This is a genomic window from Rhodanobacter sp. FW106-HT46G03, assembly GCF_058789895.1.
Window position 1 is genome coordinate 1,569,972 of the sequence record NZ_JBYTCC010000001.1, and the last position, 25,888, is coordinate 1,595,859.

The window sequence follows — 25,888 nt, forward strand, 5'->3', positions numbered from 1 at the left end:
GTCAGGCTGCCTTGGCGGTCTGGTTCAACGTGGCCATGTCGATCACGAAACGGTATTTCACGTCGCGCTTCAGCATGCGCTCGTAGGCGGTGTTGATGTCGGCCATGGCGATTTTCTCGATGTCGCACACGATGTCGCGCTCGGCGCAGAAATCCAGCATCTCCTGGGTTTCGCGGATGCCGCCAATCAGCGAGCCGGCGATCTGCCGGCGGCTGCCAACCAGCAGCGACGAGGACATCGCCGGATGCGGCGTCGGCGGGGCGCCAAGCAGGCACAGCGTGCCGTCGTGGCCGAGCAGATTGAGGTAGGCGTCGAGATCGTGCGCGGCGGCCACGGTGTCCAGGATGAAATCGAAGCTGCGCTTGTGCTGCGTCATCTGCGCAAGGTCTTTCGAGATCACCACCTCGTCGGCACCGAAGCGCTTGCCGTCGGCGATCTTGTCGGGCGAGGTGGTGAACAGCACGGTGTGCGCGCCGAGCGCGTGGGCGATCTTGACGCCCATGTGGCCGAGCCCGCCGAGGCCGACGATGCCGACCTTCTGGCCGGGACCGGCATGCCAGTGGCGCAGCGGCGAATAAGTGGTGATGCCGGCGCACAGCAGCGGCGCAACGGCGGCCAGCAGCTCCGGCTTGTGGTGAATGTGCAGCACGAATTTTTCGCGCACCACGATGTGTTCGGAATAGCCGCCCCAGGTGTTCACCTGGCCGCGCCCGTTGTAGGTGCCGGTGAAGCCGTTCTCGCAGTACTGTTCCTCGCCGGCCGCGCAGGTTGCGCAGTGCTGGCAGCTGTCGACCATGCAGCCGACGCCTACGGTTTCGCCCAGTCTGAAGCGCGTCACCGCGTTGCCCACGGCCACCACTTCACCGACGATTTCGTGCCCCGGTACCGATGGGTAGAGCGTGTTGCGCCACTCGTTGCGCACGGTGTGCAGGTCGGAGTGGCACACGCCGCACCAGCGGATCGCGATCTTGACGTCATGCGCGCCCGGCTCGCGGCGTTCGATGTCGAGCGGGCCGAGTGGCGTGGTGGCGGACGGGGTGCCGTACGCGTGGATGAGGGGCATGTTCCGACTCCTGATACGCAAAAGATGGGGCGCAGCTTACGCGGGTTGGCGCGAAGGAAAAGTCGCGCCGGCAGGATTGAAGCGCGCTGCGGCGACGCCATGTTTCAGCGGTTGCCACAAGGAGTCTTCGCGATGTCCGATTTGTCCGCGTTTCCGATCAACCGCCGCTGGCCGGCGCAGCACCCTGACCGCTTGCAGCTCTACTCGCTGCCTACGCCGAATGGCGTCAAGGTGTCGATCATGCTGGAGGAAACCGGCTTGCCCTACGAGGTGCACCGGGTGGACATCGGCAACGACGAAAGCCATGTGCCGGAGTTTCTGGCGCTGAACCCCAACGGCAAGATCCCGGCGATCATCGACCCGAATGGCCCGGGCGGGAAGCCGCTCGGCGTGTTCGAATCGGGCGCGATCCTGATGTATCTGGCCGAGAAAACCGGCAAGTTCCTGCCGACCGACCCAGCGCGGCGCTGGGAAACCATCCAGTGGCTGTTTTTCCAGATGGCATCGATCGGGCCGATGTTTGGCCAGCTCGGTTTCTTCCACAAATACGCCGGCCGCGAATACGAGGACAAGCGCCCGCTTGCGCGTTACGTCAACGAGGCCAAGCGCCTGCTCGGCGTGCTCGATGACCGGCTTGCCGGGCGGCAATGGGTGATGGGCGACGAATACACCATCGCCGACATTTCGATGCTCGGCTGGGTGAACAACCTCATCACCTGGTACGGCGCGCGCGAAATCGTGGGCTACGACGCGTTCAAGCACGTCGACGCCTGGCTGCAGCGTGGCCTGGCGCGGCCGGCGGTGCAGCGTGGGTTGAGGATTCCCGAGCACTGATGGCTACGTGCACTTGGGAGCGTGGGCGGCCATGACGGAACGAGCCCGTCGGGTGGCGCGGCCCGTTCGATCGTGTTTGGCCGCCGTGATTCAATCCTGGTGCTTGTCGCGTCCGCGGCTGCGGCCATGCCCGGCAGCCGGTGTCTGCTGCGAAGGCGACGCAGCCCGCGGTGCCTCGGCGCGATAGGGCTGCGGCATCGCACGAGGGGCCGAATCCATGCGCGGCCCACGGGCTGGCTGCCGGTAGCCATTGTCGACAGGCTGGTAACGGTTCGGCATGCCGGCGCTTTCGGCCCGATAGCCGTTGCCGCGATAGGCGTTCCGTTCGGTCATCGCGGTGTCGCCGCGCCCGCCGAAATTGCCGCGGCGGGGAGCGTTCTCTGCGTGCGGCGCGGAGCCGGTCGAACGCCATTCACTGGGTTGCCGCATCTCCGCCTGCCCGTATGCGCCGTTGCGGTTTGCGCGTACCCGCGGTGGCGCCGCGTTGCCGCGCTGCGCGTCCGCTCTTCCAACATCACTCATGCGGCCCACGGCCTGGGCGTGTGGCGCAAAGCCGGCCGAGCGCAGGGTGTCGGGCCGGCCGGACGCCGGCGCGGACCGCGTTGCGCGTGCGTCCATGGCAGTGGGGGCGCCGCGTGCGGCGGTGACGCCGTGGCTGTTGAAGGCGCCGGCCCGCGGGGTGGCTGCAATCGAAGGTACACCGCGGTTGGCCGCAGCGCGCAGCGCCGGCGTGCGGCTGGCGAGATCGCGCTGTTGCCGCTGCGCGGCGACCGGCCCGAAGCGGTGGTTGCGCGCCCATGCCCGCTGCTGCGGGGTGGCGCGCGCCGCCACGCCGCCCGGGCCACCATTGAAGCTGGTGCGGTTGATGGTCGTGGTGCGGTTGACGACGGTGCGGTTGTAGACGTTGGTGATGCGCGTGCTGACGCGGTTTACCGAGCGGTTGTAGTAGAAGCCGCCGTCGCGCCAGTAGCCGCCGTCATAGCCGCGGCCGCCATAGCCGTAGCCGTAGTCGATGCCACCGTAGAAGCCGACGCGCGTACCCCAGTAGCCGGGATGGAACACATACACGCCACTGCTCCAGCCCCACCAGCCGGGCGTCCACAGTGCGCCGATGAACGGTGCGAGCACCCAGGTGCCGGGCACCCAGTAGTAGCCGTCGCCACCCCATGCCCAGTAGCCCGGCGTCCAGATGTAGCCCGGGCCGGGGATCACCGGTTGGGCATACACCGGCAGTGGCGGCGGGGCGAAGGTGACCGAGACGAACACTTCCGCCCGTGCGGGCATCGGCACCGCCACGATTGCGGTCAAGGCCAGAATGGAGGCGGCGATGCGCACCAGCAGATGGTGGCGCACGGAAAGCCGTTCGAACCATGACATGGCGACTTCTCCCGCTCGTGGTGTCGTCCATTGATATAACGCGTCGTGCGGCCCGCAGGTCGCAATTTGCCGGTCGCGGGTTGGGCGATGTTCAGCGCCGACGCAGGTGCGGTTCATCCTCGGCCGCACGGACGCAGCGTCCAACCGTTGTCATGTTCTCGCCACCGGGCGGCCACGCGCGCCGCCCGCGGGTTCAGGCACCATGCTCGCCTCGAACACCTTGCCCGAGAGGGAACCTTCATGGATCGACGCAGCTTGCTGAAGACTGCCGTGTGGGGCGTTGCCGCGCTGGTCATTCGTCCGGTCCGCGCGCACCCGGACGCCGAGCCGGCTGCGCAAGCGCAGTTGGCCGAGCTGGAACACCGGCATGGCGGACGCCTGGGCGTCGCCATTCTCGATGTCGCAGGCACGCGCCGCGTCGGTTACCGCGCCGACGAGCGCTTCCTCATGTGCAGCACGCACAAGGTGCTCACCGTAGGCGCCGTGCTGGCGCGCGTGGATGCAGGGCGCGAGCAGCTGGATCGGCGCATGATTTTCGGCCGCGATGCGCTGTTGGCGTGGGCGCCGGTAACCAGCAAGCATGTGGGCGCACCTGGGCTCAGCGTTGGCGAGCTGTGCGCGGCGGCGATCACGGTGAGCGACAACACGGCGGACAACCTGCTGCTGACAAGCCTGGGCGGGCCGCACGCGGTGACCGCGTTTGCGCGCAAGCTGGGCGACCGGCTCACGCGACTCGACCGGTTCGAGCCCGAACTCAACCAGGGCGCACCGGGCGACTTGCGCGACACCACCACGCCGAATGCGATGCTCGGCAGCCTGCACGCGCTATTGCTGGGCGATGCCCTGTCCGCGGCCTCGCGCGCGCAGCTGGCGACCTGGCTGCGCGCCGCCTCCACCGGGCGCGGCCGTTTGCGCGCCGGGGTGCCGCACGACTGGATTGCGGGCGACAAGACGGGCACCGGCCCGCATGGCGAGAGTGGGGACGTGGCGATCCTCTGGCCGCCGCACCGCAAGCCGCTGCTGGTGGCGGCGTACTACGTCAACCCGGACCTTGGCGCGGACTCGCCCGATCCCGTATTTGCCGCCGTGGGGCGCATCGCTGCGGCGTGGTGAATTTCTTCCGTCGGGGCAATAAGTCCCGCGACGTGATTCTGTCACACGCCCGACCGAAGTTACCCATGTGCGGATTACCGCCGGCGCTGCACCCGGCTTCGTCGGCGAAATGCGTGGTTGCCCGGTGGCCGTTTTCGTTACCCGCCGCCCAGCCCGACGCGGCGAGGTAACGAACCTCGATTTGCGGCAAATCATCTTCGGCGCGTGCGGCGCATAACGCGTTTCCCGAAAACAACGACGCGCACATCTTCCAGTGCAGACTGGCGGTGCGACAAGCCGCGTCCGCGGATCACCCTCGGCTTTATGCTCGGCTCGCGAGTCTTAGCAACGACTCGCCATTGCAGTCTAAATCCCTTTTCTGTCCGAGGAGTTTCTCATGTATACCCGATTTGAACGTACTGGCCCGCTCAAGGATTTGCGCAGTTACCCACAGTGGGCGCAAGACATGGTTGCCGCGTGTGAGCCGGTACGGCGGCAAGTGACTGAGCACGAAATCCTGTGGCGAATGACTACGCTTCAGCTGGATGCTGCTGGTAGCCACGATTTCTTTGCAGGCCTGTGGCCGTTTATTGAGCGTTTTCCAAGTTTCATGGCGCTGAGTTTGCTGAAGACGCGCTACGGTCGCAGCGAAGGCGACGACATGGCTCGGCGATGGCTGGTGCGCAATATCCGGGTGGAGCAAAACCACGCCGAGTACTGGCTCAACTGGGCCGAAGGTGCCGGCGTTGCTCGTGACGAGCTGCTGCACCACCCGGCGCCGGCTGGCACTGACGGGCTGTACCGCTGGGGTGAGGAGATTTCAACCGACGGTTCGCTTGCAGCGGGCCTGGCTGCGGCCAACTACGCTATCGAAGGTGCTACCGGCGACTGGGCGCGGACGATTAACGACAGTGCCGTTTATTGCGACAGCTTTGCACCGGAGACCCGTGCAGCCAGCCTGCGCTGGTTGAAGATGCACGCGGCCTATGATGACACCCATCCGTGGGAGGCGTTGGAAATCGTCTGCGCGCTGCTTGGCATGAATCCATCCGTTGCCGAGGTGGCTCATCTCGGTGAATGTATCGAGCGCAGCTATCGTTGCATGGCGCTGTTCGGTGACCGTTGCGTACGTCGGCAACATGTGACGCGGGATGTCCAACGCGGCGCCAGTTTGGCGACCCTCGCGTAGGGTACACGACGCATCCGGCGGGCTGCCCAGCCCGCCGGATGCGGCTATCGTTGACAGAACATTCACTCTTGTAACGCATGGGTGAGGTTGTTGGCTGTGCGTATGTGTGCGAGTAGCTGGATCGGCGGGGTGAGGCGAGGCCTCTTTGCGACGGCTTTAGCCTTGATGGATTCGCGGTGGCGGGTTTCGCCGACCTGCAGACCGCTGTGGCATGCTACCCGAATGGTGCGGTGGCCGACGCTGACGCCGCGGTTGCGATGCGCCTGACTGGCTTATTGGCACGGTTTCTGCTCGACCATCTTTGCCGCGTGCACGGCGTCGGTTTATTCAAGTCCATTGCGCACGGGTCGATACACGAACCAAGGCAACGATGGCGGGCGTGTGGTCGCGCGTAGCGAGGGTGATGTGGGCCTCCGGATCGCTTGCCGACATTGCGACAAGCGCGGACAGGAAAGCGCCAATGGCTAGAAAGAATTCGGTCGTGCATTTTGCCGACAGCCTGCGACAGCCCTTGTGGCGTCGATTGCTGCCGCTCGTTTGGGGTTTTGCGGCCGTGGTGGTACTGGTGCTGGCCTTGGCTGGGGCCGCCTTCCAGGTGCAGCTGACGCTGGCCGGGTTCTTGAACGCCGAGAGCCTGTGGTCGAAGGCGCAAAAGCAGGCTGTGATCGACCTGGACGCCTATGCCGCGCGCGGCAACGCCGCGGATCTGGCGGCATTCCGTCATGAACTTGCCGTGATCGAGGTGGATCGTTGGGCGCGCGAGGCGATCATTGCCGGACAAGCTGACGATGATCGCGTGCGTGCGGCGTTGGCGCGCAGCAGCATGGTGCCAGATGCGGTGTCTGGTATGTCTTTTACGTTGCGGCACCTTTCGCAAGCGCCCTATATCACCGCGGCGATTGAGATGTGGCGTTCGACTGATCCGATGATCGACGAGTTCAAGGACATGTCGACCACGCTGCAACGTGCGTATGCCGTTGGTCAACCGACGGCAGCATTCATTACGGCCCAGCGTGCGCGCATCGCGCAACTCAATCGCGACATCGCTCCGCGCAGCAGCCGGTTTGCGTACGAAGTGGTGAATGGCGCGGTGCTGCTGGCACGACTGCTGTTTGTGGCTGTGCTGCTGGGGTTGCTCGGCGTGGCTGCGCTTTGGTTGGGCATGGCACGGCGCGTGCTGCACCGTATCCGCGGCAGCGAGGCGCGCTATCGGCTGCTGTTCGACAGTGCTGCTGTCGCCATCGCGATGGTGGACGAGGCCAGCGGCAGCATTCTCGAAACCAATCAGCTCATGGCCGCGTGGGTTGGACGCCCGCCGGAGGAGCTGCCGGGCACGCCATTCGATGCATTGCTGCAACCCGAGTCGAGTCAATGCGTGGGGCCGTCGCTGCTGGCGACGCTGGTGGCCAGTGACGGTGGCCAGCGTCCGGTCGAAATGCAGGTCAGCCACGCGGTGTGGGGATATCGCCGCGTGCGCCAGATCATCATGCGCGATATCTCCGAGCGCCTTGCACTGGAACACGAGCGGCGCGTGGCGGCAGAAGCATTGGCGGGTATTGCCGAAGGCGTCGTGATTGCGGACGCCAAGCACCGCGTGGTGTCGGTGAATGCCGCCCATGGCGAAATCACCGGTTTTGCGTCGGCAGACGTGCGGGGCCACTCACTCGATGAGTTGCATCGTCTACCAGACGGAGCCGCCTTGCCCGAGGCGGCGTGGCCAGGCGGCTTCGGGCCGCAGCACTGGAGCGGGCAAGTGGTTGGCCGTCGTGCCGATGGCAGCACGTACCCGGCGCAGCTCAGCATCAGTGCCATCCGCAGCGCGCAACACGAGGTGCTGCATTACGTGGCGGTGTTCAGCGATATCCGGGACGAGCAAACGCGACGGCAACGGCTGGAACACCTGGCCATGCACGATCCGCTGACCGGTCTGTACAACCGCGCCGAGTTCGAGCGGCGTTGCGAGGAGGCGCTGACGGCGGCGGCCCGCAACGGTGGCGCGGTGGCGGTGCTGTTTGTCGATCTCGACGCGTTCAAGATGGTCAATGACAGCTACAGCCACGCGGTTGGCGACCGCCTGTTGCAAAGGGTGGCCGAGCGCATTGGTCGCGAACTTGGGAAAGGCGACCTGGCCGGTCGCATCGGCGGCGACGAATTTACCGTGCTGCTCGATCACCTCGCACTGCGCGAGGATGCCGGCATGGTGGCACAGCGTCTCTTGGCGAGCCTGGCCGAGCCGGTCATGGTGGACGACTGCGAGCTGACGCTCAGCGCCAGCATCGGCATTGCCGGCTACCCGCTCGACGGCGGTGACGTCCCCACGCTGATCGCCAACGCGGACGCCGCGATGTATGTGGCGAAAAACGCCGAGCGCAACACTTTTCGCTATTACACGCCGGTAATGCAGGCGCATGCACGCCAGCGTTTGCTGCTGGTATCGCAGTTGCGGCGGGCGCTGGCCGAGGGCGAGTTTCACCTCGTGTTCCAACCCAGCGTGGACCTGCGCAGCGGGCGGGTGGTTGCAGTCGAGGCGCTGTTGCGTTGGCAGCATCCCGAGCGCGGCGAGCTGCCGCCGACGGAGTTCATCCCGGCCGCGGAAAGCCTCGGCCTCATCCGTTACATCGACGAATGGGTGCTGAATGCGGCGTGCCGCCAGATTTGCGTGTGGCAGGAGGCAGACGTGCCGGCGATCCGGGTGGCGGTCAATTTGTCTGGCCGCGCGTTTGGTCACCCCGGCTTCATTGCCAACCTCAAACAGGTGCTGCAGCAGTACGCCATCGAGCCGGGGCGGCTGGCGCTGGAAATCACCGAAGGCACCATGTTGCGCATGGGCGACGAGACCGAGCGCACGATGAAAGCGCTGCACGCGCTTGGCGTCGAAGTTGCGATCGACGACTTTGGTACCGGTTACGCGTCGATGGCCTATCTCAAGCTGCCCTCGGTGACCACGCTCAAGATCGACCGTTCCTTCGTGACGGGTTTGCCGCAGGAAGACAACGACGTCGCCATCGCGCAAACCATTCTCGCCATGGCGCACAGCCTTGGTTTGCGCACCATCGCCGAAGGCATCGAGACCGAAGAGCAGCACGAGTTCCTGTGCCGCGCTGGGTGTGACGAGGGCCAAGGGTATTTGTACTCGCGCCCGCAACCCGCGGCAGCCATCGAGTGCCTGCTTACCCCGCAAGTACGGCGTGGCACGCCACATCTGCGCCTGGTGCCGCACAAACGGGCATAGCCTGTGGGTTGGGCTTCAGCCCGACTTGGCCTCGCCAAAAAGTTCGCCTGGCCGCAGTCCGACTCGCATCACGTGCTGCGGTGACGTGTGCGCTTTGTCGGTACGCTTGTGCAAGCAGGCAGCCTTCGCGCCGATCGGTGTGGGGTTCTGCCGACGCGGTGCTACCGTGGCGACATGACCGTCCAGATTGATCTGGCCGCGTATTTGCGGCGTATTGGTTACACCGCTGCCCCGCGTGCTGATGTCCCCACGTTGACGGCGCTGGCGACAGCCCATGCCAACGCGATCGCATTCGAGAACCTCGATCCTTTCCTGGGGCACCCGGTGCGGCTCGAGCTGGCCGCCATCGAGGCCAAGCTGGTGGGCGCCGGGCGCGGCGGCTACTGCTTCGAGCACAACCACCTGTTTGCCGCGGCGCTGCGTGCCATCGGCTTTCACGTCGATGGCCTCATCGCGCGCGTCTTGTGGCGGCAACCGGAGGACGCCAGCACGGCGGAGACGCACATGCTGCTGCGCGTTGACGCTGGCGGTGATGCGTGGCTGGCCGACGTCGGCTTTGGCAGCATGACCCTGCTCGGCGCGCTGCGAATGGTGGCGGACGTACCCCAATCCACGGCGCTGGAGGCATTCCGGCTGGTGCGCCACGACGCCGAGTGGCGCATGCAGGCTGACCTGTGCGGCGCCTGGCACACGTTGTATCGCTTCGCGCCCGAACCGCATCCGGAAATCGACTACGTGGTGGCGAACCATTACGTGTCGACCTGGCCGGCGTCGAAGTTCGTGCAGCACGTGATTGCCTCGCGCGTCGATGGCGATCGCCGGCTCACCCTGCGCGACCGCGAATTCCACGTGCGTCATCCGGGCCGGGACCCGGAACGCCACGCGCTGCGCGATGGCGCCGAAGTGTGCGCCGTGTTGGCCGATGCCTTCCGCATTCGCGTGCCGGAGCCGGCAGCGCTGGCGCGCCGCATCGACGCCTTGCCGCCTGAGTGAGCTTCAGGCGCCGCTGACGCGGATCAGCACGTCGCCCACGCGCACGCTCTGGCCCGCGTGGATCTTGCAGGTCTTGCGCAGCTCCACCACACCATCCACACGCACCGCGCCACTGGCCACCAGCTGCTTGCCGGCGCCGCCGCTGTCGGCAACACCGGTCAGCTTGAGCAGGTTGTCGAGTTTGACGAACTCGCGGTCGAGGACGAACGAAACGGTTTCAACGGGCATGCTGGGGTCGGTTTCCGGCAGGGCAAGGAAAGCAAAGCAAGGGTGGTCGCCATCGGCGGCAAAGGTGGCCGCGTCATCCAATACGCCAAGCAACACCTCGAAGCTGGCGCCGTCGTGCTCGCGTAGCTCGGCGGCATGCGCAAACAGCAGCACGTGGCCCCACGCCGGCAGCCACGTAAAGTCGCGCAGGCAATCGGCGAGTGCGTCCCAGTTGTCGCCGAAATCCGCCGGCAACGGCAGCGCGGCCACGATGCGCCGAAACAGCCCGGCCCGGTCGACGCAGCCGGCAAGGTCGATGCGGCACACGGCAAGCTGTTCGTGTCGGGCAGTGGCGGCCAGGCGGTCGAGATCGGCGTCGCCGACGTAATACACGCCGCTCAAGGCGGGGCGCGTGAGGTCGGGGTCGTGGGCTTGCGCGTTCATCGGAGTACGGTCAGCTGCTGAAAGCTGCGGTAGTGGTCGGGCGTGTACCAGTAGTCGGTCGGCGGCGTACCGCCGGTGATGATGCGCCGGGCGCCGCGGTTGTGCGCGCCCGGCGTCGGCACCGTGTACTCGTGGTAGTAGCCGCGCGGTGCCAGCGGCAAGCGGTGCTCGTAGTTGCCAAACACCACGCCATCCTGGCGATACGGGTACGGCCCACCGCGCGCGATCAGCGCCAGCGTCGCCGCGACCTCGGGTGGCAGGCTTGCGCCGGGCGTGGCGGCGACGGCCGGTGGATGGTCTGCAGGGGCCGGTGGCGCATGGTGTTGCCAGAAGAAGGCCAGCGCCAGCGCCGCCACTACCAACCAGGGTTTCACGCTGCGCACGATGGTGCCCTCAGGAAGTGGGTGCGCCGCGCCGCAACTGTTCGGCGAGCGCCATGGCAATCACCAGCCAGCATGCACCGAGCGCGTAGCCGGCCAGCACGTCGGAGAGGTAGTGCACCTGCAGCATCACCCGGCTGAAGCCAATCAGCGTCACCAGCGCCACCGCGACGGCCACTGTGTCGCGGTGGTGGCGGGGCAGGCACTGGCGCAGCAGCAGGTAAGCCAGCAAGCCGAAAAACACCAGCGACCCGGCGGCGTGGCCACTGGGAAAACTGAACCCGGTTTCGGTAATGAACCCATGGCCGTTGAACGGCCGCGCGCGCTGCATGAAACGTTTCACCACGTCGTTGCTGGCGACCATGCCGCCCAGGCCCACGCCCCATGGAATGAACAGCCGCCATTGCCGGCGCAGCGCGAGCAGGAGGGCGACGATCAGCGCCGAGACCGTCACCAGCTGGGGGTCGCCCAGCCAGGTGAAGACGACCACGCCCTGCAACACCTCCGGTGACAGGTTGTGGTGCAGGTCGAGCGCGAGTGCCGCATCGAAGCGGGTCAACGCGCTGTGCGTCCATACCGCCCAGAACAGCAGCCCAAACACGCCGCCAAACACTGCCAGCAACGCGGCGGCAGTGCCTGGTTCCAGCGCGAGGTAATCGCGCTTGCCGGTGGTGGCCAGGCGGTGCCGACGCGCTCGTCGCCAGAGGAAGTCGCCGCACACCAGCGCAACGATCAACACCAGTGCCCACAACGCGATGGCGTAGTTGCTGATCCATAGGGCGAGCGCTTCCATCGGGCCGATCCATTGCGTCCATTGAGAACGTGCAGCTTGCCGCATGCGGGGTGTGACTTCCAGCCGTGGCCGCCGCGACATTTTGCGTTGATAGTGCGGCAACCCATTGCCGTTGGAGCTGATGATGTCGAAGCGCCCGCTTTCCCTGCGCCTGGCGATTTGCTGCGCCTTGCTGGTCAGTACCGCTGCGCTGGCCCAGGTGCCGGCAAGCGCTTCGGCGCCTCCGGCGGCCGCCGCCACGGCAGCTGCGTTGCCGGCGCAGCTGGCGGATTTCGACGCCTATGTGGCCGATGTGCTGAAGACCTTCAAGGTGCCGGGCATTGCGGTTGCCATCGTCAAGGATGGCAAGGTGGTGCTGGCCAAGGGGTATGGCGTGCGCGAGCTGGGAGCGTCGGCCAGGGTGGATGCGGACACGCTGTTCGCGATCGCCTCCAATACCAAGGCGTTCACCGCGGCGGCGCTCGAGATGCTGGCCGACGAGGGCAAGCTCGACATGGACGGGCGGGTGGTCGACTACCTGCCGGGCTTTCGCATGAGCGACCCTTATGTCACCCATGAAATGCGCGTGCGCGACCTGCTTGCACACCGCAGCGGGCTCAGCCTTGGCGCGGGCGATCTGCTGTATTGGCCGCCGACGGACTACACCACGCAGGACGTGGTGAAACGCCTCGCCAAGGTGCCGATCAAGAACAGCTTCCGCGCCCACTACGCCTACGACAACATCCTGTTTGCCGTGGCCACGCGGGTGATCGAGCAAGTGTCCGGCGAGAGCTACGCGGATTTCATCCGCAACCGCATTTTCAAACCGGTGGGCATGACGAGTGCGCTCATCGACATGACCGGCATTCGCCCCGGAATGGACGTGGCCACCGGCCACGCGCCGTACAACTTCAAGGACGTCAAGCCGGTGCCGCCGATGGCCTGGCTCAACGACCCTGGCGCCGGCGGCATCTATGCCAGCGTGGACGACCTGGCGAAATGGATGAACGTGCAGCTCGCCAGCGGCAAGCTGCCGGATGGCAAGCAGCTGTTCTCCGAAAAGGCGCATGCGGCGATGTGGTCGATGCTGACGCCGATTCCGGTGCGCCGTTCGAAGAACCCCGAGCTGGCGTCGCTGACGCCGCAGTTCTCCGGTTACGGCGAGGGCTGGCTCCTGTCCGATTACCACGGCCAAAAGCTCGCCTGGCACACCGGCGGCTGGCCGGGTTTCGTGTCGCGCCTGACCCTGGTGCCGGGCAGTGATCTCGGCGTCGTCGTGCTGACCAACCAGCAATCCGGCGCCGCGTTCAACGCCATCACCTATCGCGTGCTCGACGCCTACCTCGACGCTGCGCACAAGACCGACTGGGTCGCGGCATACGCCAAGGCGGTGGCCAAATCCGACGCCGACGCCGACGCCAGCTGGGCCAGACATGAGGCCGCGCGCGACAAGAACGCGAAACCCTCGCTGCCGCTCGCAGGGTACGCCGGCACCTACCGCGACCCGTGGTACGGCGACCTCGACGTGGCGTTGCAGAACGGCAAGCTGCGCCTGCGCTTTGCGCACACCAAGCAACTGGTGGGCAGCATGACGCCATGGCAGCACGACACGTTCATCGTGCGCTGGGACGACCGTTCGCTCAACGCCGACGCCTTCGTCAACTTTGCGCTCGACGCCGACGGCCATGTGCGCGAGATGCGCATCAAGCCGATCTCGCCGCTTACCGATTTCAGTTTCGACTTCCAGGATCTGCGTCCGGTGCCGGTGAAGGCTGCCGGGAAGCAGGATTGAGACGGATGCCTTGGCGCGAATGACTGGCGTGGGTTGGACTTCAACCCGACCCACGCCAAAACAGCCGGGATGAATCCCGACCCACGGCAGGGCTCTCCCGCAAGCGGGAGGAAAAACGAAACCGCCGACCAAAGAGGAACCACCATGCGTTCGAGTCGTCCCGTTGTCGCCGCACTGATCGGCTGCGGCTTGCTGTTTTCTGCCGGTACATTTGCGCGCGACGTTGCGCCAGTCGCGCCGGCACATCGCTTTTTCCACGTGCAACTGGGCGGTGCCGAGACACAGCCGGTATCCGGCCGCCTGCTTCTGTTTGCCACCGCGGCGCGGGACGCCGAGGCAGCCGCGAGGCAACATGGCAACGGCAAGGTGGAGAAGGTGGATGCCAATCCGTTCTTCCCCAGCCAGACCGCGGTGGCCGCGCGCGAAGTGAGCCGACTCGTGCCGGGGCAGGTGGTCGACATCGACGCCGACCAGACCGCGTTTCCGCAGGGCTGGTCGCAGCTGACACCGGGCGACTATTACGTGCAGGTCGTACTGGACGTGCACCACGACTACAACTACCACGGCCGCCACGGCGGCGACCTGGTGAGCAAGGTCGTGAAGCTGCATCTACCGACGGCCGCCATACCCGGGCTGACGCTCACGGAGACGCTGCCGGAGCGCACGGCGTGGGACATCCCGAAGCGCTACATGAGCGAGACGACGCTCAAGCACCTCGATGAGGCGCGCCAGCATGCGCACGCCATCGACTTTGTCAGCCCGGTGCTGAGCGCGTTCTGGGGCCGCCCCATCCATCTGCGCGGCTGGGTGCTGCTGCCGCCGGGTTACGACGCCAAGGCCGGCATCACCTATCCCACGGTGTACTTCACCCATGGCTATGGCGGCGACTCCGACACGCTGGCCGGCAGCGCCGCGATGGTCTACGGCGCCACGGTGGAGCAGCAGATGCCGCCGATGATCTGGGTGTTCCTCGACCAGTCCAGCCCGACCGGTACCACCGAGTTTGCCGACTCGGTGAACAACGGGCCGTGGGGCACCGCGCTTACCACCGAGCTGATTCCGCAGCTGGAGAAGACCTACCGCATGGACGCCAGGCCGAGCGGCCGCTTCCTGCAGGGCCACTCCTCCGGCGGCTGGGCCACGCTGTGGCTGCAGACGCGTTATCCGAGGATCTTCGGCGGCACCTGGTCCACCTCGCCCGATCCCAGCGATTTCCACGACTTCACCGGCGTGGACCTGTACGCGCCGCACGCCAACGTCTTCCACCAGCCTGACGGCACGCTGTATCCGCTGGTGCGCGACCGCGACAAGGTGCTGGCCACGTTCCAGCAGTTTGCCCAGCTCGAGCGCGTGTTCGGGCCGTATGGCGGGCAGCTGGCCTCGTTCGAGTGGGTGTTCTCGCCCAAGGGCAAGGATGGTCGGCCGCAGCCCATGTTCAACCGAGATACCGGCGAGGTCGATCCGATGGTGGTGGCGTACTGGCGCGAGCATTACGACATCGCGTATCGCCTCAGGCAGCATTGGCCAGCGCTCAAGCCGGATCTCGACGGCAAGATCCACCTCTACGTGGGCACTGCCGACACGTTTTACCTGGATGGCGCCGCGCACCGGCTCAAGGCGGTGCTGGACAGCCTGGGCGCAAAGTCCGACATCCGCTTTCTCCCGGACCGCAGCCACTTCGACCTGTACCGCATCGGCGACGACCGGCAGGGCTTGCTCAAGCAGATCACCTGGCAGATGTATGCGGTGGCACGCCCGCACGCGGCGTTGAAGCCGCCGGTATCGCACTGAGCCGGGCTCGTGGGGGCCGGCTGGCACGGACATGGTTTTGCGCGATCGGCGCGCCGCCGGTACCGCGTGTTCGTACCAGCATCACCCCAACCACCATCGTGCAGGTAGGAGTCTGAAGATAAAGGTATCGCCGGCACGTCGTAGTCGACATGGTGGGTTGCGTGACGGAGGCCGGCGCAAGCCGGCCTTTGTTTATCCTGCCGCCAGTCAGGCGCGGGCGTCGGATCGGATCCGGGCGGCCTTGCCGCGCAGCATGTTGAAGGTGAAACCGGCAACCAGCAGTACCAGGATCGTGAGCTGTGCCGACACCGATTGCCAGGTCGGGAAGATGCCGAGCAATTCGATGCGCGGCACTGGGGCCACCGTGACGCCCAGCCAGCCGGCCTCCTGCAGCGCGGCGATGCCCTTGCCGGTCAGCACAAAGGCGAGGATCGCAATCAGGAACGAGCTGGCGGAGAAGAACGTGCCGATCGGCAATCGCCGGCTGGTGCGCAACAGTATCCACGCGATCAGCGCCAGCACCGCACCGCCGGAAACGATGCCGCCGACGATCCAGATCTCCTGGCCTTCGTTCCACAACGCGGCATAGAACAGAATGGTTTCGAATACCTCGCGGTAGACCGAAATGAACGCCAGCCCGAACAGGAACCACGCCGAGCCGTGTTCGGCGGCGGCGGTCATTTTGGTCTTGAGGTAGGCCTGCCAGCGGCCGCCAATGCTCTTCTGGTGCATCCACAACCCCACCGAGAGCAGCACCAGTGCGGCGAACAGTGACGACAGCCCCTCGGTCAGTTCGCGTCCGGCGCCGCTGATGGTGATGAAGTAGCGCGCGATGGCCCAGGTGATGCCGCCGGAGACCAGCGCCAGTACCCAACCGGTGTGCACGTAGCGGACCGCGCGTGCGCGTCCGGCCTTGCGCAGGAAAGCAAGCATCGCGACGATGACGAGCAGCGCCTCCAGACCTTCGCGCACCAAGATGGTGAACGCGCCGAGGAACGTGGCGGTGGGGTCGTTGTTTCCGCTCAGCACGTCCTGGGCCTGCGCGAGCAGCACGTCGATGGTCTGCGCCTGGGTCACGATTTCCGTTGCCGGTGCCTTGCGCGCAAGCGCGGTGCGGTAGGCGCCCATCGCGGTTTCAATGCGCGAACGCAGCGCCGCATCACGATCGGTCAATTGCGGCTCGACCGGCTCGATGCCATCCAGATACGCGGACAGCGCGAGTGCCGTCGCTTCGGCGTTGTTGCCGGCCCGATAGGCCGCGAGGCTGGCGGCCACGCGGCCGCGCGCCAGCGGCACGCCGCTCAGCGCCTGCTGCACGGCGTCCGGGTGCCCGCGCAGGTAGCCGACGATGGCACGTGCGGTATCGACCCCCAGCGCTGGCGCCAGCTGCGCCACGCGGGCTTGCGACAACTCCTTGAGGTCGGCGATTTCGGCGCGTGCGGTATTGTCGTGCTGCCACGCCTTGGCCCCGGCGGCCTGTTCGTTCGCGTAGGCAAGCGTGCCCACGTAATAGGCGAGATCCCATCGCTCTTCACGCGACAGCGTCTTGACGTAACTCGTCATCGACGTGCCCGCGACGCCTTGGCTGATCACTTCGAACAGCGACAGGGCGCTGCGCTGGTCGGCGCGGGCCTGGTCGGTAAACGCGATCGGTGGCGGGTCGAGCGCCTTGCCGGCAGCGCCGTCGCCGTGGCCGGTGGCGCCATGACAGGCTGCGCAGGTGGATTGGTACAGCGCCGCGCCGTGTGCGAGGTCGGGCGTTTCCTCCGGCGCGGTGGGCACCGGGTAGGCCTTGAGCAGGCTGGCAGCGAGGGCATGGGCCTGGCGGGCGATGGCTTCCGGTGCGGCTTTTGCATCCACGGCGGCAACCAGCGCGGTGGCGTCGTGGTTCAGCGCGGTGGTCTCCGGGCCGGCCGGGAGCGAGGCAATGCGCCGGGCAGCGGTGGCCGAAAACTCACGCATTTCCGCGTATTCGGAAGCGCTGACGACCTGGCCACCCCGCACCGCGCCAGCGTAATCGGTGGCGAGGTAGTCGAGCATCTGCCAGGTTTGCGGCACCGTGGTTGCCACGTCCTGTGCGATGGCGGGAACCCCGGTGAAGCTTGCGGCAAGCAGCAGCAAGGCGAGCAGTCGGGTGGCAGGGGTGTAAATGCGAGTCACTATCATTGTTAGATGATAGCGGTGAATTTGGCGCGCTGCGAGAGGCGCGGCACCCGGGGTTTCCGACCCGCATCACCCCCGACGAGGAGCCGCCGGAAAAGGCGGCGCGCATCGGGTGTGCCGGACGCAACGGCTATCGCGAAAATCGCGGCTCCGTGCGCCAGCCGCAAGCCGAACGGCGTTGGTTTCGCCGCCGCCTCAAGGCGGTGTCGGCAGCTCCGCGGCGGGCTTTGCTGGCGCGCCATCCACCCGGCGGACTACCAGGCTTTGTGACGAGCTGAGCGGCAGGTCAGCGGCGCGCAGGCGGGCGAGGATGTCGAACAGGATGTCGCTTTGCACGCCACTGGTTTCCCGTGGGCTGCGCACGTAGGCAACGGCGAGGAAGCTCATCGCGCTCACTTCCACCTTGTCCAACAGCACTGCCGGCGCCGGGGTATCCAGCGTGGCCGGGTTTGCCGTGAGCGCGTCGAGCATGATCGTGCGCACCCGCTCGGGGTCGGTGTCCAGCGGCAGCGGCAACGAGAAGCGCACGCGGCCGAGCGCGCCGCCGAGCGTCACGTTGCGCACGTTCTGGGTGATGAGCTGGGAGTTGGGCACGATCACGGTAGAGCGGTCCCACAACTGGATCTCCGTTGCGCGCACGTTGATCCGGCGGATGTCGCCTTCGACGTCGCTCGACAGGCTGACCCAGTCGCCCACTTTCACCGGCCGCTCCACCAGCAGGATCAGGCCGGAAATGAAGTTCTGCACGATGGCCTGCAGGCCGAAGCCGATGCCGACCGAGAGCGCGCTGGCGATCCACGCGATGCTCTGCAGGCTGACGTTGAGCGCGGCCAGCGCCAGTGCGAATACCAGCACTCCGCCCAGGTAGCCGAGCAGGGTCACCACCGACTCGCGCATGCCGGCGTCCATGTGGGTGGTGGGCAACAAGCTTTCGCCCAGCCAGCGCTTGAACAGGCGCAGCAGCATGAGGCCGATCACGAACACCGCGATGGCGCTCAGCACAGTGGCCGGCTCGATCGTCAACTGGCCGAGTTTCAGTCCGCTGAAGCGTTGCAGCGTGCGTTGCACCAGCTCGCCGGGGTTGGCGTCGAACGGCGCCAGCACCAGCGCCAGCGCGGCCAATGCCAGCAGCACGCGGGCGATGCCGGTGAGCACCAACGCCGTTCGCGTCAAGGCCTGCGGGTCGAGATCGAAGCCCGCCTGCAGCCGCTGGCCGCTGCGCCCGTGCGGCGACAGCAGCGCATCGAACGCGTCGCGCGCCAACTCGGTCAGCAGGTACAGGCTGGCGGCGATCAGCCCGGTCCACAGCATTTGCACCGCGATGAAAAACGCCAGCGCGATGAAACCGGTAAATACCGCCAGCCAGCAGGTGACGACGCCCAGCGCGGCGGCAGCGCTGGCGGCGCCGACCCACAGCGACCGCCGCACTTCGTTTCCGCCTTGCGCCTCGCGCTGGCGGCGCGCGTGGCGCACGCGCAACAGCACGCTGCCAATCAGCGCGCTGACGAGCAGCGCCAGCAGGGCATGCAGCAGCACCGTGGCCGGCAGGCTGGAGCCGATGCTGCGCACGATGCGCTCGGTGATGCCGACCAGGAACGCTGCGCCGCCGAGATACCACGGGTAGCGGTGCAGCCGGCGGGCGACGTCGTCGGCCAACGGCAGCAGACGCCATGAGGGATGCCTGGCTGCCAGCATGGCGCTGCCGAGTCCGGCCATCAGCGCGGCAAAGCTGATGGCGTGCACCGCGCTGCGGGCCATCGCATCCAGGTCGTCATCGAGCGCATCGCCCCAGTTCACCGCCTGGTGCACGAGCTGCGCGACCAGGCCGAGCACCAGCGTGGTGATCAGCGCCATCGCCAGCACCGTGGCGCTGCGGCGCAAATGGCCATCGGGCAGCACGCGCAACACTACGCGGTGCCATACCTGCGCCAGTGTCCAGCGACCACCGAGCAGCAGCAGTACGGCGGCAACCAGGCACAGGATCAGCGGGCGCCGATTGGGCGGTTGCCATGCGGCCTGCCAGGCATCGCTCCAGCGGCCGCCGAGGCGCTGCAGGCGGGCCAGGTCGTTGGGCAGGGCCTGCCGTTGGTCATGCCAGAACGCGCTCGCGAGCGGGGTGTTGGTGCGTGTGGCGAGCTGTTCCTGGAACTGGTCGTTACGCAGGCCGGTGATCTGCGCCACCACCTGCAGCGCATCGAGGTTCAGCGATTTGGCGCGCACGATCTGCGCGTTCAGATCGGCCTGCTGGTGGTTCAACTGGCGGCGCTGGGCGGCGACCGCGGCGGTCTCCGGTGCACCACCACTGGCCGGCGGCGGACCGAGCACGGCGAGCTGGGCGTCGAGCGCGGCCATCTGCGGGGCGAGATCGGTGGCCAGCTGACGCGCTGCATCCTGTACTTGCAACGCTTGCGTGCGCAGGTCGGCCAGCGCGGCTTTGTCGAGCGGGTGCTTGGGCGCGGCTTGCAGCGCGGCCTTGACGCCATCGAGTTGCGTGTCGAGCTGGCGCAGGGTTTGCGTGGGGGTGGGAGCGGGCGCATTGGCGGCGGCATCAACGCGCGCCAGCGCGGCCGGAGCTGGCAGGCCAAGCAGCAGCATGAGCAACAACGCGGGCAGCGGCGCGGCGCGCGCGCGCAGGCGGGAGACGATGGACATGTTGTGCATGATCGAAGCGCGCTTGCGGAGGGTCAATCGCGCAGATGCCCTCGCGTGCGCTGACGTTCAGCCGCGGCGGCCGGTGTGCGGCGGTGGAGGCTGATGGGAGGCGTGCCGTTGCCAACGCTCCGGCGGGCTGCCGGTCCAACGCTTGAACGCGCGCCAGAACGGACTGGGTTCGGCAAAACCCAGTGCCAGCGCAATGTCGGCCAACGGCTGGTCGCCGGCCGCCACCGCCGCCAGGGCGGCATCGCGCCGAGCCGCGTCGTACAGGGCCGCAAAGCTGGTGTGTTTGGCGTGCAGACGGCGCGCCAACGTGCGTTCGCTGAGCCCCAGGGCGGCGGCGGCATGCGGGCGCGTGGCGGTGTCGCCTTGCAGGTGCACCGTGATCCAGGTTTGCAGCGTGGTCACCAGATCCTCCGGCGCGGCCAGGGCGGCAAGCTGCGCCTGCGCCTCCTGGCGATGCAGCCGCGCCAGCCGGGCGTCGGCCCGCGGCAGTGGCGCATCCAGCACGGCGTTGGCCAACAGCACGCCGCTGAAGGCCTGCTCGAAATCCACCGCACAACCAAACGCCGCGCGATAACCGGCGAGCGCGCCGAGGCGCGCGTGGCTCAACTGCACGCGCAGCGGTCGGAAATCGTTGCCGCTGACCCAGCGCATCAGGCACACACTGGCGGCCAGCACCGCTTCGATCTGCTGCGGGCTGAAAGCAAGCTGCCCTTGGCGCGGGTGGTAGATCATCCAGCCGGCCTGCACGCCGGCAATGAACTGCACGCGGCCGCCGTCGCTGATGAGGCGCTGGAATTTCGGCACCAACGCCAACGCTGCCCGCAGGGTGGGCGCCGATTGCACGAGGCCACTCACCACGTTGAAGTTGGCCGGGCCGACGCTGCTGCCGGCCTTGAGCCCAAAGCCGGCGTCGCCGGTGGCGGCCACCGCCGCGTGCCATAGCCGGGTGATGTGATCCACCGGCCAGCGCGCGCACGCCAGCTCGCCACGGTCGATGCCGGCTTGTGCCAGCAGTTTGGCGCGCGTCACGCCCATGCGCTCGGCCGCGGCGAGCACGGTGTTCGCCCAGCTCATCGACACCGTGGCTGGCGTGGTCAAGATCGTTGGCCTGCAAAGTCAATCGCATGGCGATGATAAGGCGCTATCAATGGCTGGTGGCATGCGGAGGGGACATGGCGACAACCCAGACAGACCTGTTGGTGGCCGGCGGCGGCATCGCCGGCATCGTGGTGGCGCTGGAGGCGCTGCGCGCTGGCAGGCGCGTGCTGATCGTCGACCGCGACACGCCGGAGCGCTTCGGCGGCCTGGCGCGCTGGGCGTTCGGTGGCATGGCGCTGGTCGGCACGCCGCAACAGGCGCGCATGAAGATCCCCGACACGCCGGAGCGCGCCTTGGCGGACTGGCTGCGTTTTGCCGAGCTGGCGCCGGATGACGCCTGGCCGCGTGCGTGGGCTGCACATTACGTGGAGCGCTCGCGGGCCGAGGTGTACGACTGGCTTAGCGGCATGGGCCTGCGCTTTCTGCCGGCGGTCAACTGGGTCGAGCGCGGGCGCGTTGGTGAGGGCAACTCGCTGCCGCGCTACCACGTGCTTTGGGGCACCTCGCTCGCGCTCACGCGGCGCCTGATCGACGCGCTGCGGGCGGCGGATGGCGGGCGGTTGACGACGTTGCATCGGCACCGCGTGGTCGGCATCGAACGCGCCGCGGGGCGGGTGTCCGGCGTGCAGGTGGTGGATGAGGCCAGCGGTGCGGAGTCGCGCGTCGACGCGCCGGTGGTGGTGGTCGCCAGCGGTGGCTTGAACGGCAGCCATGCCGAGGCGCGGCGCAACTGGCCGCATGATCGGCCATGCCCGCGCGAGATGTTGAACGGCGCCAACCCGCTCGCCGACGGCGCGCTCGCGCACCTCGTGGCCGACCGGTTGGGTGGCCAGCTCACCCACGTCGGCGAGATGTGGAACTACGCTGCCGGCATCGCCCACCCGCAGCCGCAGTTCCCGGGCCACGGGCTGTCGCTGATTCCGGCGAAATCCGCGTTGTGGCTCGATCACCAGGGCCGCCGCATCGGCCCCGAACCGCTGGTGACCGGCTTCGACACCCACTGGTTGTGCCAGCGCGTTGCGGCGCAGGCACAGCCGTGGACGTGGCAACTGATGAACCGGCGCATCGCGCTCAGGGAGTTTGCGATCTCCGGTGCCGAGCACAACGCGCGCATCCGCGACCGGCAATTCCTGCGTTTCCTGGCCGAGACGCTGTTCGGCAACCCGCGCCTGCTGCGGCAGATGCAGCGCGAGAGTGCCGATTTCCTCGTCGATGACACGCTCGCCGGGCTGGCGGCAAAGATGAATGCACTGACCGCCACGCGCGATGTCGATGCCGCCGTGCTGACGCAAACCGTCGCCGCGTTCGATGCCAATTTCGCGCGCGGCGCCAGCCTGGAAAACGACGTGCAACTGCGCCAGATCCGGCACGCGCGGCAATGGGGGCCGGATCGCCTGCGCACCTGCAAGCCGGCACCCCTCACCCGACGCGGCACGGGGCCGTTCATCGCCATCCGCACCCGGCTCATCACGCGCAAGAGTCTCGGCGGGCTGCGCACCGATTTGTCCAGCCGGGTGCTGGATGCGGCAGATGCGCCAATCCCCGGCCTGTACGCGGTGGGCGAGGCGGCGGGCTTCGGCGGTGGCGGCGCGAGCGGCAAGCGCTCGCTGGAGGGCACGTTCCTGCCAGGCTGCATACTCACGGCACGCGCAGCGGCGCGCGCGATCAACCAGGGGGGCTGATGGCAATGGACGGGTTCGACTACATCGTGGTGGGCGCCGGTTCGGCCGGCTGCGCGGTGGCCGCGCGGCTGAGCGAAGACGCCGGCGTGAGCGTGGCGCTGGTCGAGGCCGGCGGCGAGGACAAGAGCGTCCTGATCCGCGCGCCGATGGGTTTTGCCTTGGCGGCGAAAATCGGCAAGCACGTGCTGCGCTACCAGACCGTGCCGCAGGCGGGGCTGGATGGCCGCCGCGGTTTCCAGCCGCGCGGCAGGGTGCTGGGCGGCAGCAGTGCGATCAACGCGATGATCTATTGCCGCGGCCATCGCAGCGACTACGACGGCTGGGCCGCAGCCGGCAACCCCGGCTGGGATTACGCCAGCGTGCTGCCGTATTTCAAGCGCACCGAAGACAGCGAATGCTTCGGCGCGAACGCCTGGCACGGCCAGGGCGGCCCGCTCGGCGTGAGCTGGTTGCGCAGCCCGTTTCCGAGTACCGCCGCGTTTGTCGAAGCCTGCGCCGCGGCGGGTTTGCCGCGCACGCCCGACTACAACGGCGAGCAGCAGGAAGGCTCCTCGCCGGCGCAGGTGACGATGCGCGGCGGCGAGCGCTGCAGCGCGGCGCGTGCATACCTCGAGCCGATTCGCAGCCGCCGAAATCTCGCGATCTTCAGCAATACGGCGACTCTGCGGCTGGCCTTCGACGGCCGACGTGTCACCGGGATCCACGTGGTACGCGACGGCCAGCCGGCGGTGCTTGCGGCGCGCCGCGAGGTGATCCTGTGCGCTGGCGCCTATGGTTCACCACAACTCCTCATGTGTTCCGGCATCGGCCCGGCGGCGGCGCTGCGCGAGCATGGCATCGACGTGGTGCAGGACTTGCCCGGCGTCGGCCAGAACCTGCAGGACCACATCACCGCCAGCCTCAACTGGCGTGCGCGGCGGCCGGATGCCGGTTTCGGCATGTCGCCCGGCGGCGCGCTGGCGATCTGGCGCGGCATCCGCCAATGGCGGCGCGAGCGGCGCGGCTGCATCACCAGCAACGTCGCCGAAGCCGTGGGTTTTTTGCGCAGCGATGCGACGCAGGCGATACCCGATATCGAACTGGAGTTCCTCTCCGCCATCGTCGACGACCACAACCGCAAGCTGCACTGGGGCCATGGCGTCGGCCTGCACGTGACCCTGCTGCGCCCGCGCAGCCGTGGCCAGGTGCGGCTGGCCAGCAGCGATGCGCGCGTCGCGCCGCTGATCGACCCGCGCTATTTCAGTCATCCGGGCGACCTGCCGCAACTGGTGCGCGGCGTGCAACGCGCGCTGCCGATCATGGACGCGGCGCCGCTGGCGCCGTGGCGCGGCGCGATGCTGACGCCGATCCGCGCCGACGACCCGGACGGCATCGCGCGCGTGCTGCGCGACTCGGCGGATACCGAATACCACCCGGTCGGCACCTGTCGCATGGGGCCGGCGGGCGATTCCGGCGCGGTGGTGGACGCCGGCCTCAAAGTGCACGGCATCGATGGGCTGCGCGTGGCCGACGCCTCCATCATGCCGACCATCACCGGCGGCAACACCAACGCGCCCACGTTCATGATCGCCGAGAAGTGCGCTGACCTCGTCCGCGGCATCACCCAGGTGGCCCAGCCATGAATCAACCCAGCATGTTTCCCGCGGCGCCGGCGGAGACGATTCCGGCCGAATTCCGCACCGCTTTTCTCGCGCAGCGCGCCGCCGCCGCGCGTGACCGCCAGCCGAGCCTGGCCGCACGCCGCGCCGACCTGCACGCGCTGCACCGCCTGTTGGCGGAAAACCACGACGCGCTGATCGATGCGGTCAACCGCGACTACGGCATACGCAGCCGTTTCGAGACGCGCATGACCGAACTCCTGCAATGCCAGGACGCGGCCAAGGACGCGATCCGCCGCGTCAAGCGCTGGATGCGGCCGCAGCGGCGCCATCTCGACATCACCCAGTACCCGCTGGCCAAGGCGTGGGTGTTCCCGCAGCCGGTCGGCGTGGTGGGCATCGTGGTGCCGTGGAATTTTCCGATCGCGATGGCGTTCCAGCCGCTGATCTGCGCGCTGGCGGCCGGCAACCGCGTGATGATCAAGATGTCGGAAAACTCCAACGCGCTGGCGCTGCTGCTCAAGGACCTCATTCCGCAGTACTTCGCCGCCGACAAGCTGGCGCTGTTCGAGGACGGCGGTGGCCGCGGGCCGCAGTTCACCCAGTTGCCGTTCGACCATCTGTTCTTCACCGGCTCGCCGGCGACCGGGCGCGCGGTGATGGCGAACTGCGCGGCCAACCTCACGCCGGTCACGCTGGAGCTGGGCGGCAAGTCGCCATGCATCGTGGCGCCGGATTACCCGCTGCGCGAGGCCGCGCGGCGCATCGTGTGGACCAAGCTGCTCAACGCCGGGCAGGTGTGCACGTCGGTCGATTACCTGCTGCTGCCGGAGGGCAGCGTCGATGCCTTCGTCGACCATGCGCGCGCGGTGGCGGCCAGCTATTACCCCAACCTCGAAAACGGCGACTACAGCGCGATCATCGACCAGCGCCAGTACGACCGCCTGCAGTTGCTGCTGGAGGACGCCAGGGCGCGCGGTGCGCGCCTGGTGCCGCTGTTGCCGGACCAGCCGGGCAATGCCGCGCGACGCATCCTGTCGCCCATGCTGGTGCTCGACGTCGACGACGACATGCTGATCATGCGCAGCGAAATCTTCGGTCCGCTGCTGCCGGTGCGCACCTACCGCAATCGCGACGAAGTGGTGGCCTACATCGGCGCGCGCTACAGCCCGCTGGCGATGTACCTCTACACCCGCGACCGCGCGCTCGAACGCTGGTACCTGGAGCACACGATTTCCGGCGGCGTCACCGTCAACGACGGCATGCTGCACATCGGCACGCCGGCGCTGCCGTTCGGCGGCGTCGGCCACAGCGGCATGGGCCACTACCACGGCAAGGAAGGTTTCCTCACCTTTTCCAAGCTGCGTCCGGTGTTTCGTCAGGGGCCGTGGCGGGCGCTCAACCTGCTGATGCCGCCGTATCGCGGCCGCGCCGAGAAGCTGCTGGCGTTCCTGCTGAAGCGGGCAGGGTAGTGCCGTGCACGCCCGAACCGCCTGCCGCCGACATGGCATGTGGCGATG

18 protein-coding genes and 1 pseudogene are annotated in these 25,888 nt (G+C 67.5%); 10 read left to right on the top strand and 9 right to left on the bottom strand.

All coding sequences use genetic code 11. The annotated features are described in order from the left end of the window. Position 1: 1 nt before the first annotated feature. The gene (locus AC3WP6_RS06660; protein ID WP_492627003.1) at positions 2-1,063 is read right to left on the bottom strand and encodes an NAD(P)-dependent alcohol dehydrogenase; all 1,062 of its coding nucleotides are present in this window, start codon (positions 1,061-1,063) and stop codon (positions 2-4) included. Between the two features lie 132 nt (positions 1,064-1,195). Here AC3WP6_RS06660 and AC3WP6_RS06665 point away from each other — a divergent pair, with 132 nt between their 5' ends. Beyond that, positions 1,196-1,897, top strand: a complete 702-nt coding sequence (locus tag AC3WP6_RS06665; RefSeq protein WP_492627004.1) for a glutathione S-transferase N-terminal domain-containing protein — start codon at positions 1,196-1,198, stop codon at positions 1,895-1,897. 90 nt (positions 1,898-1,987) lie between these two features. Here the strand turns inward: AC3WP6_RS06665 and AC3WP6_RS06670 are convergent, their stop codons facing one another. Next, entirely contained in the window at positions 1,988-3,274 is a 1,287-nt protein-coding gene (locus tag AC3WP6_RS06670) for a YXWGXW repeat-containing protein (protein WP_492627005.1), read from the bottom strand. Positions 3,275-3,514: 240 nt separating this feature from the next. Here AC3WP6_RS06670 and bla point away from each other — a divergent pair, with 240 nt between their 5' ends. The 4 genes from bla (at position 3,515) to AC3WP6_RS06690 (ending at position 9,780) form a co-directional block, all read left to right on the top strand. After that, positions 3,515-4,387 (top strand): class A beta-lactamase, encoded by an 873-nt coding sequence (gene bla, locus AC3WP6_RS06675; protein WP_492627006.1) that lies wholly within the window; start codon positions 3,515-3,517, stop codon positions 4,385-4,387. 376 nt (positions 4,388-4,763) lie between these two features. Next, positions 4,764-5,555, top strand: coding sequence for an iron-containing redox enzyme family protein (locus AC3WP6_RS06680; protein WP_492627007.1), 792 nt, complete (start codon positions 4,764-4,766; stop codon positions 5,553-5,555). Positions 5,556-6,015: 460 nt separating this feature from the next. Then, entirely contained in the window at positions 6,016-8,787 is a 2,772-nt protein-coding gene (locus AC3WP6_RS06685; protein ID WP_492627008.1) for a putative bifunctional diguanylate cyclase/phosphodiesterase, read from the top strand. A 174-nt stretch (positions 8,788-8,961) separates the two neighbouring features. Further along, on the top strand, positions 8,962-9,780 hold the full coding sequence (locus AC3WP6_RS06690) for an arylamine N-acetyltransferase family protein (RefSeq protein WP_492627009.1): 819 nt from the start codon (positions 8,962-8,964) through the stop codon (positions 9,778-9,780). A gap of 3 nt (positions 9,781-9,783) precedes the next feature. Here AC3WP6_RS06690 and AC3WP6_RS06695 read toward each other — a convergent pair whose 3' ends face one another. From AC3WP6_RS06695 to AC3WP6_RS06710, 4 genes and pseudogenes are all read right to left on the bottom strand, one after another. Beyond that, on the bottom strand, positions 9,784-10,008 hold the full coding sequence (locus tag AC3WP6_RS06695) for an RNA-binding S4 domain-containing protein (protein WP_492628649.1): 225 nt from the start codon (positions 10,006-10,008) through the stop codon (positions 9,784-9,786). A 36-nt stretch (positions 10,009-10,044) separates the two neighbouring features. After that, positions 10,045-10,431: pseudogene (locus AC3WP6_RS06700) on the bottom strand (barstar family protein); the annotation flags it as partial. Next, positions 10,428-10,814, bottom strand: coding sequence for a guanyl-specific ribonuclease (locus AC3WP6_RS06705; RefSeq protein ID WP_492627010.1), 387 nt, complete (start codon positions 10,812-10,814; stop codon positions 10,428-10,430). The gene AC3WP6_RS06705 and the pseudogene AC3WP6_RS06700, both read right to left, overlap by 4 nt. A gap of 10 nt (positions 10,815-10,824) precedes the next feature. Then, positions 10,825-11,604, bottom strand: a complete 780-nt coding sequence (locus AC3WP6_RS06710) for a phosphatase PAP2 family protein (RefSeq protein ID WP_492627011.1) — start codon at positions 11,602-11,604, stop codon at positions 10,825-10,827. A 124-nt stretch (positions 11,605-11,728) separates the two neighbouring features. Here AC3WP6_RS06710 and AC3WP6_RS06715 point away from each other — a divergent pair, with 124 nt between their 5' ends. Together AC3WP6_RS06715 and AC3WP6_RS06720 are read left to right on the top strand one after the other, a co-directional pair. After that, the gene (locus tag AC3WP6_RS06715) at positions 11,729-13,375 is read left to right on the top strand and encodes a serine hydrolase (RefSeq protein ID WP_492627012.1); all 1,647 of its coding nucleotides are present in this window, start codon (positions 11,729-11,731) and stop codon (positions 13,373-13,375) included. Between the two features lie 144 nt (positions 13,376-13,519). Beyond that, positions 13,520-15,166 (top strand): alpha/beta hydrolase, encoded by a 1,647-nt coding sequence (locus AC3WP6_RS06720; RefSeq protein WP_492627013.1) that lies wholly within the window; start codon positions 13,520-13,522, stop codon positions 15,164-15,166. A gap of 207 nt (positions 15,167-15,373) precedes the next feature. Here the strand turns inward: AC3WP6_RS06720 and AC3WP6_RS06725 are convergent, their stop codons facing one another. From AC3WP6_RS06725 to AC3WP6_RS06735, 3 genes are all read right to left on the bottom strand, one after another. Beyond that, positions 15,374-17,332 carry an FTR1 family protein gene (locus AC3WP6_RS06725; protein ID WP_492627014.1) on the bottom strand — a complete coding sequence of 653 codons (1,959 nt, stop codon included), beginning with the start codon at positions 17,330-17,332 and terminating at the stop codon, positions 15,374-15,376. 192 nt (positions 17,333-17,524) lie between these two features. Then, on the bottom strand, positions 17,525-19,981 hold the full coding sequence (locus AC3WP6_RS06730; RefSeq protein ID WP_492627015.1) for a DUF3772 domain-containing protein: 2,457 nt from the start codon (positions 19,979-19,981) through the stop codon (positions 17,525-17,527). Between the two features lie 66 nt (positions 19,982-20,047). After that, on the bottom strand, positions 20,048-21,088 hold the full coding sequence (locus AC3WP6_RS06735) for an AraC family transcriptional regulator (protein WP_492627016.1): 1,041 nt from the start codon (positions 21,086-21,088) through the stop codon (positions 20,048-20,050). Positions 21,089-21,162: 74 nt separating this feature from the next. Here AC3WP6_RS06735 and AC3WP6_RS06740 point away from each other — a divergent pair, with 74 nt between their 5' ends. Genes AC3WP6_RS06740 through AC3WP6_RS06750 form a run of 3 tightly spaced genes read left to right on the top strand, consistent with a single transcriptional unit; the run spans position 21,163 to position 25,840 of the window. After that, positions 21,163-22,770 carry an FAD-dependent oxidoreductase gene (locus AC3WP6_RS06740; protein WP_492627017.1) on the top strand — a complete coding sequence of 536 codons (1,608 nt, stop codon included), beginning with the start codon at positions 21,163-21,165 and terminating at the stop codon, positions 22,768-22,770. Then, positions 22,770-24,392, top strand: a complete 1,623-nt coding sequence (locus tag AC3WP6_RS06745; RefSeq protein WP_492627018.1) for a GMC family oxidoreductase — start codon at positions 22,770-22,772, stop codon at positions 24,390-24,392. The genes AC3WP6_RS06740 and AC3WP6_RS06745 overlap by 1 nt, the downstream gene beginning before the upstream one ends. Continuing rightward, positions 24,389-25,840, top strand: a complete 1,452-nt coding sequence (locus AC3WP6_RS06750) for a coniferyl aldehyde dehydrogenase (RefSeq protein ID WP_492627019.1) — start codon at positions 24,389-24,391, stop codon at positions 25,838-25,840. Before AC3WP6_RS06745 ends, AC3WP6_RS06750 begins: the two co-directional genes overlap by 4 nt. Positions 25,841-25,888: the final 48 nt, after the last annotated feature.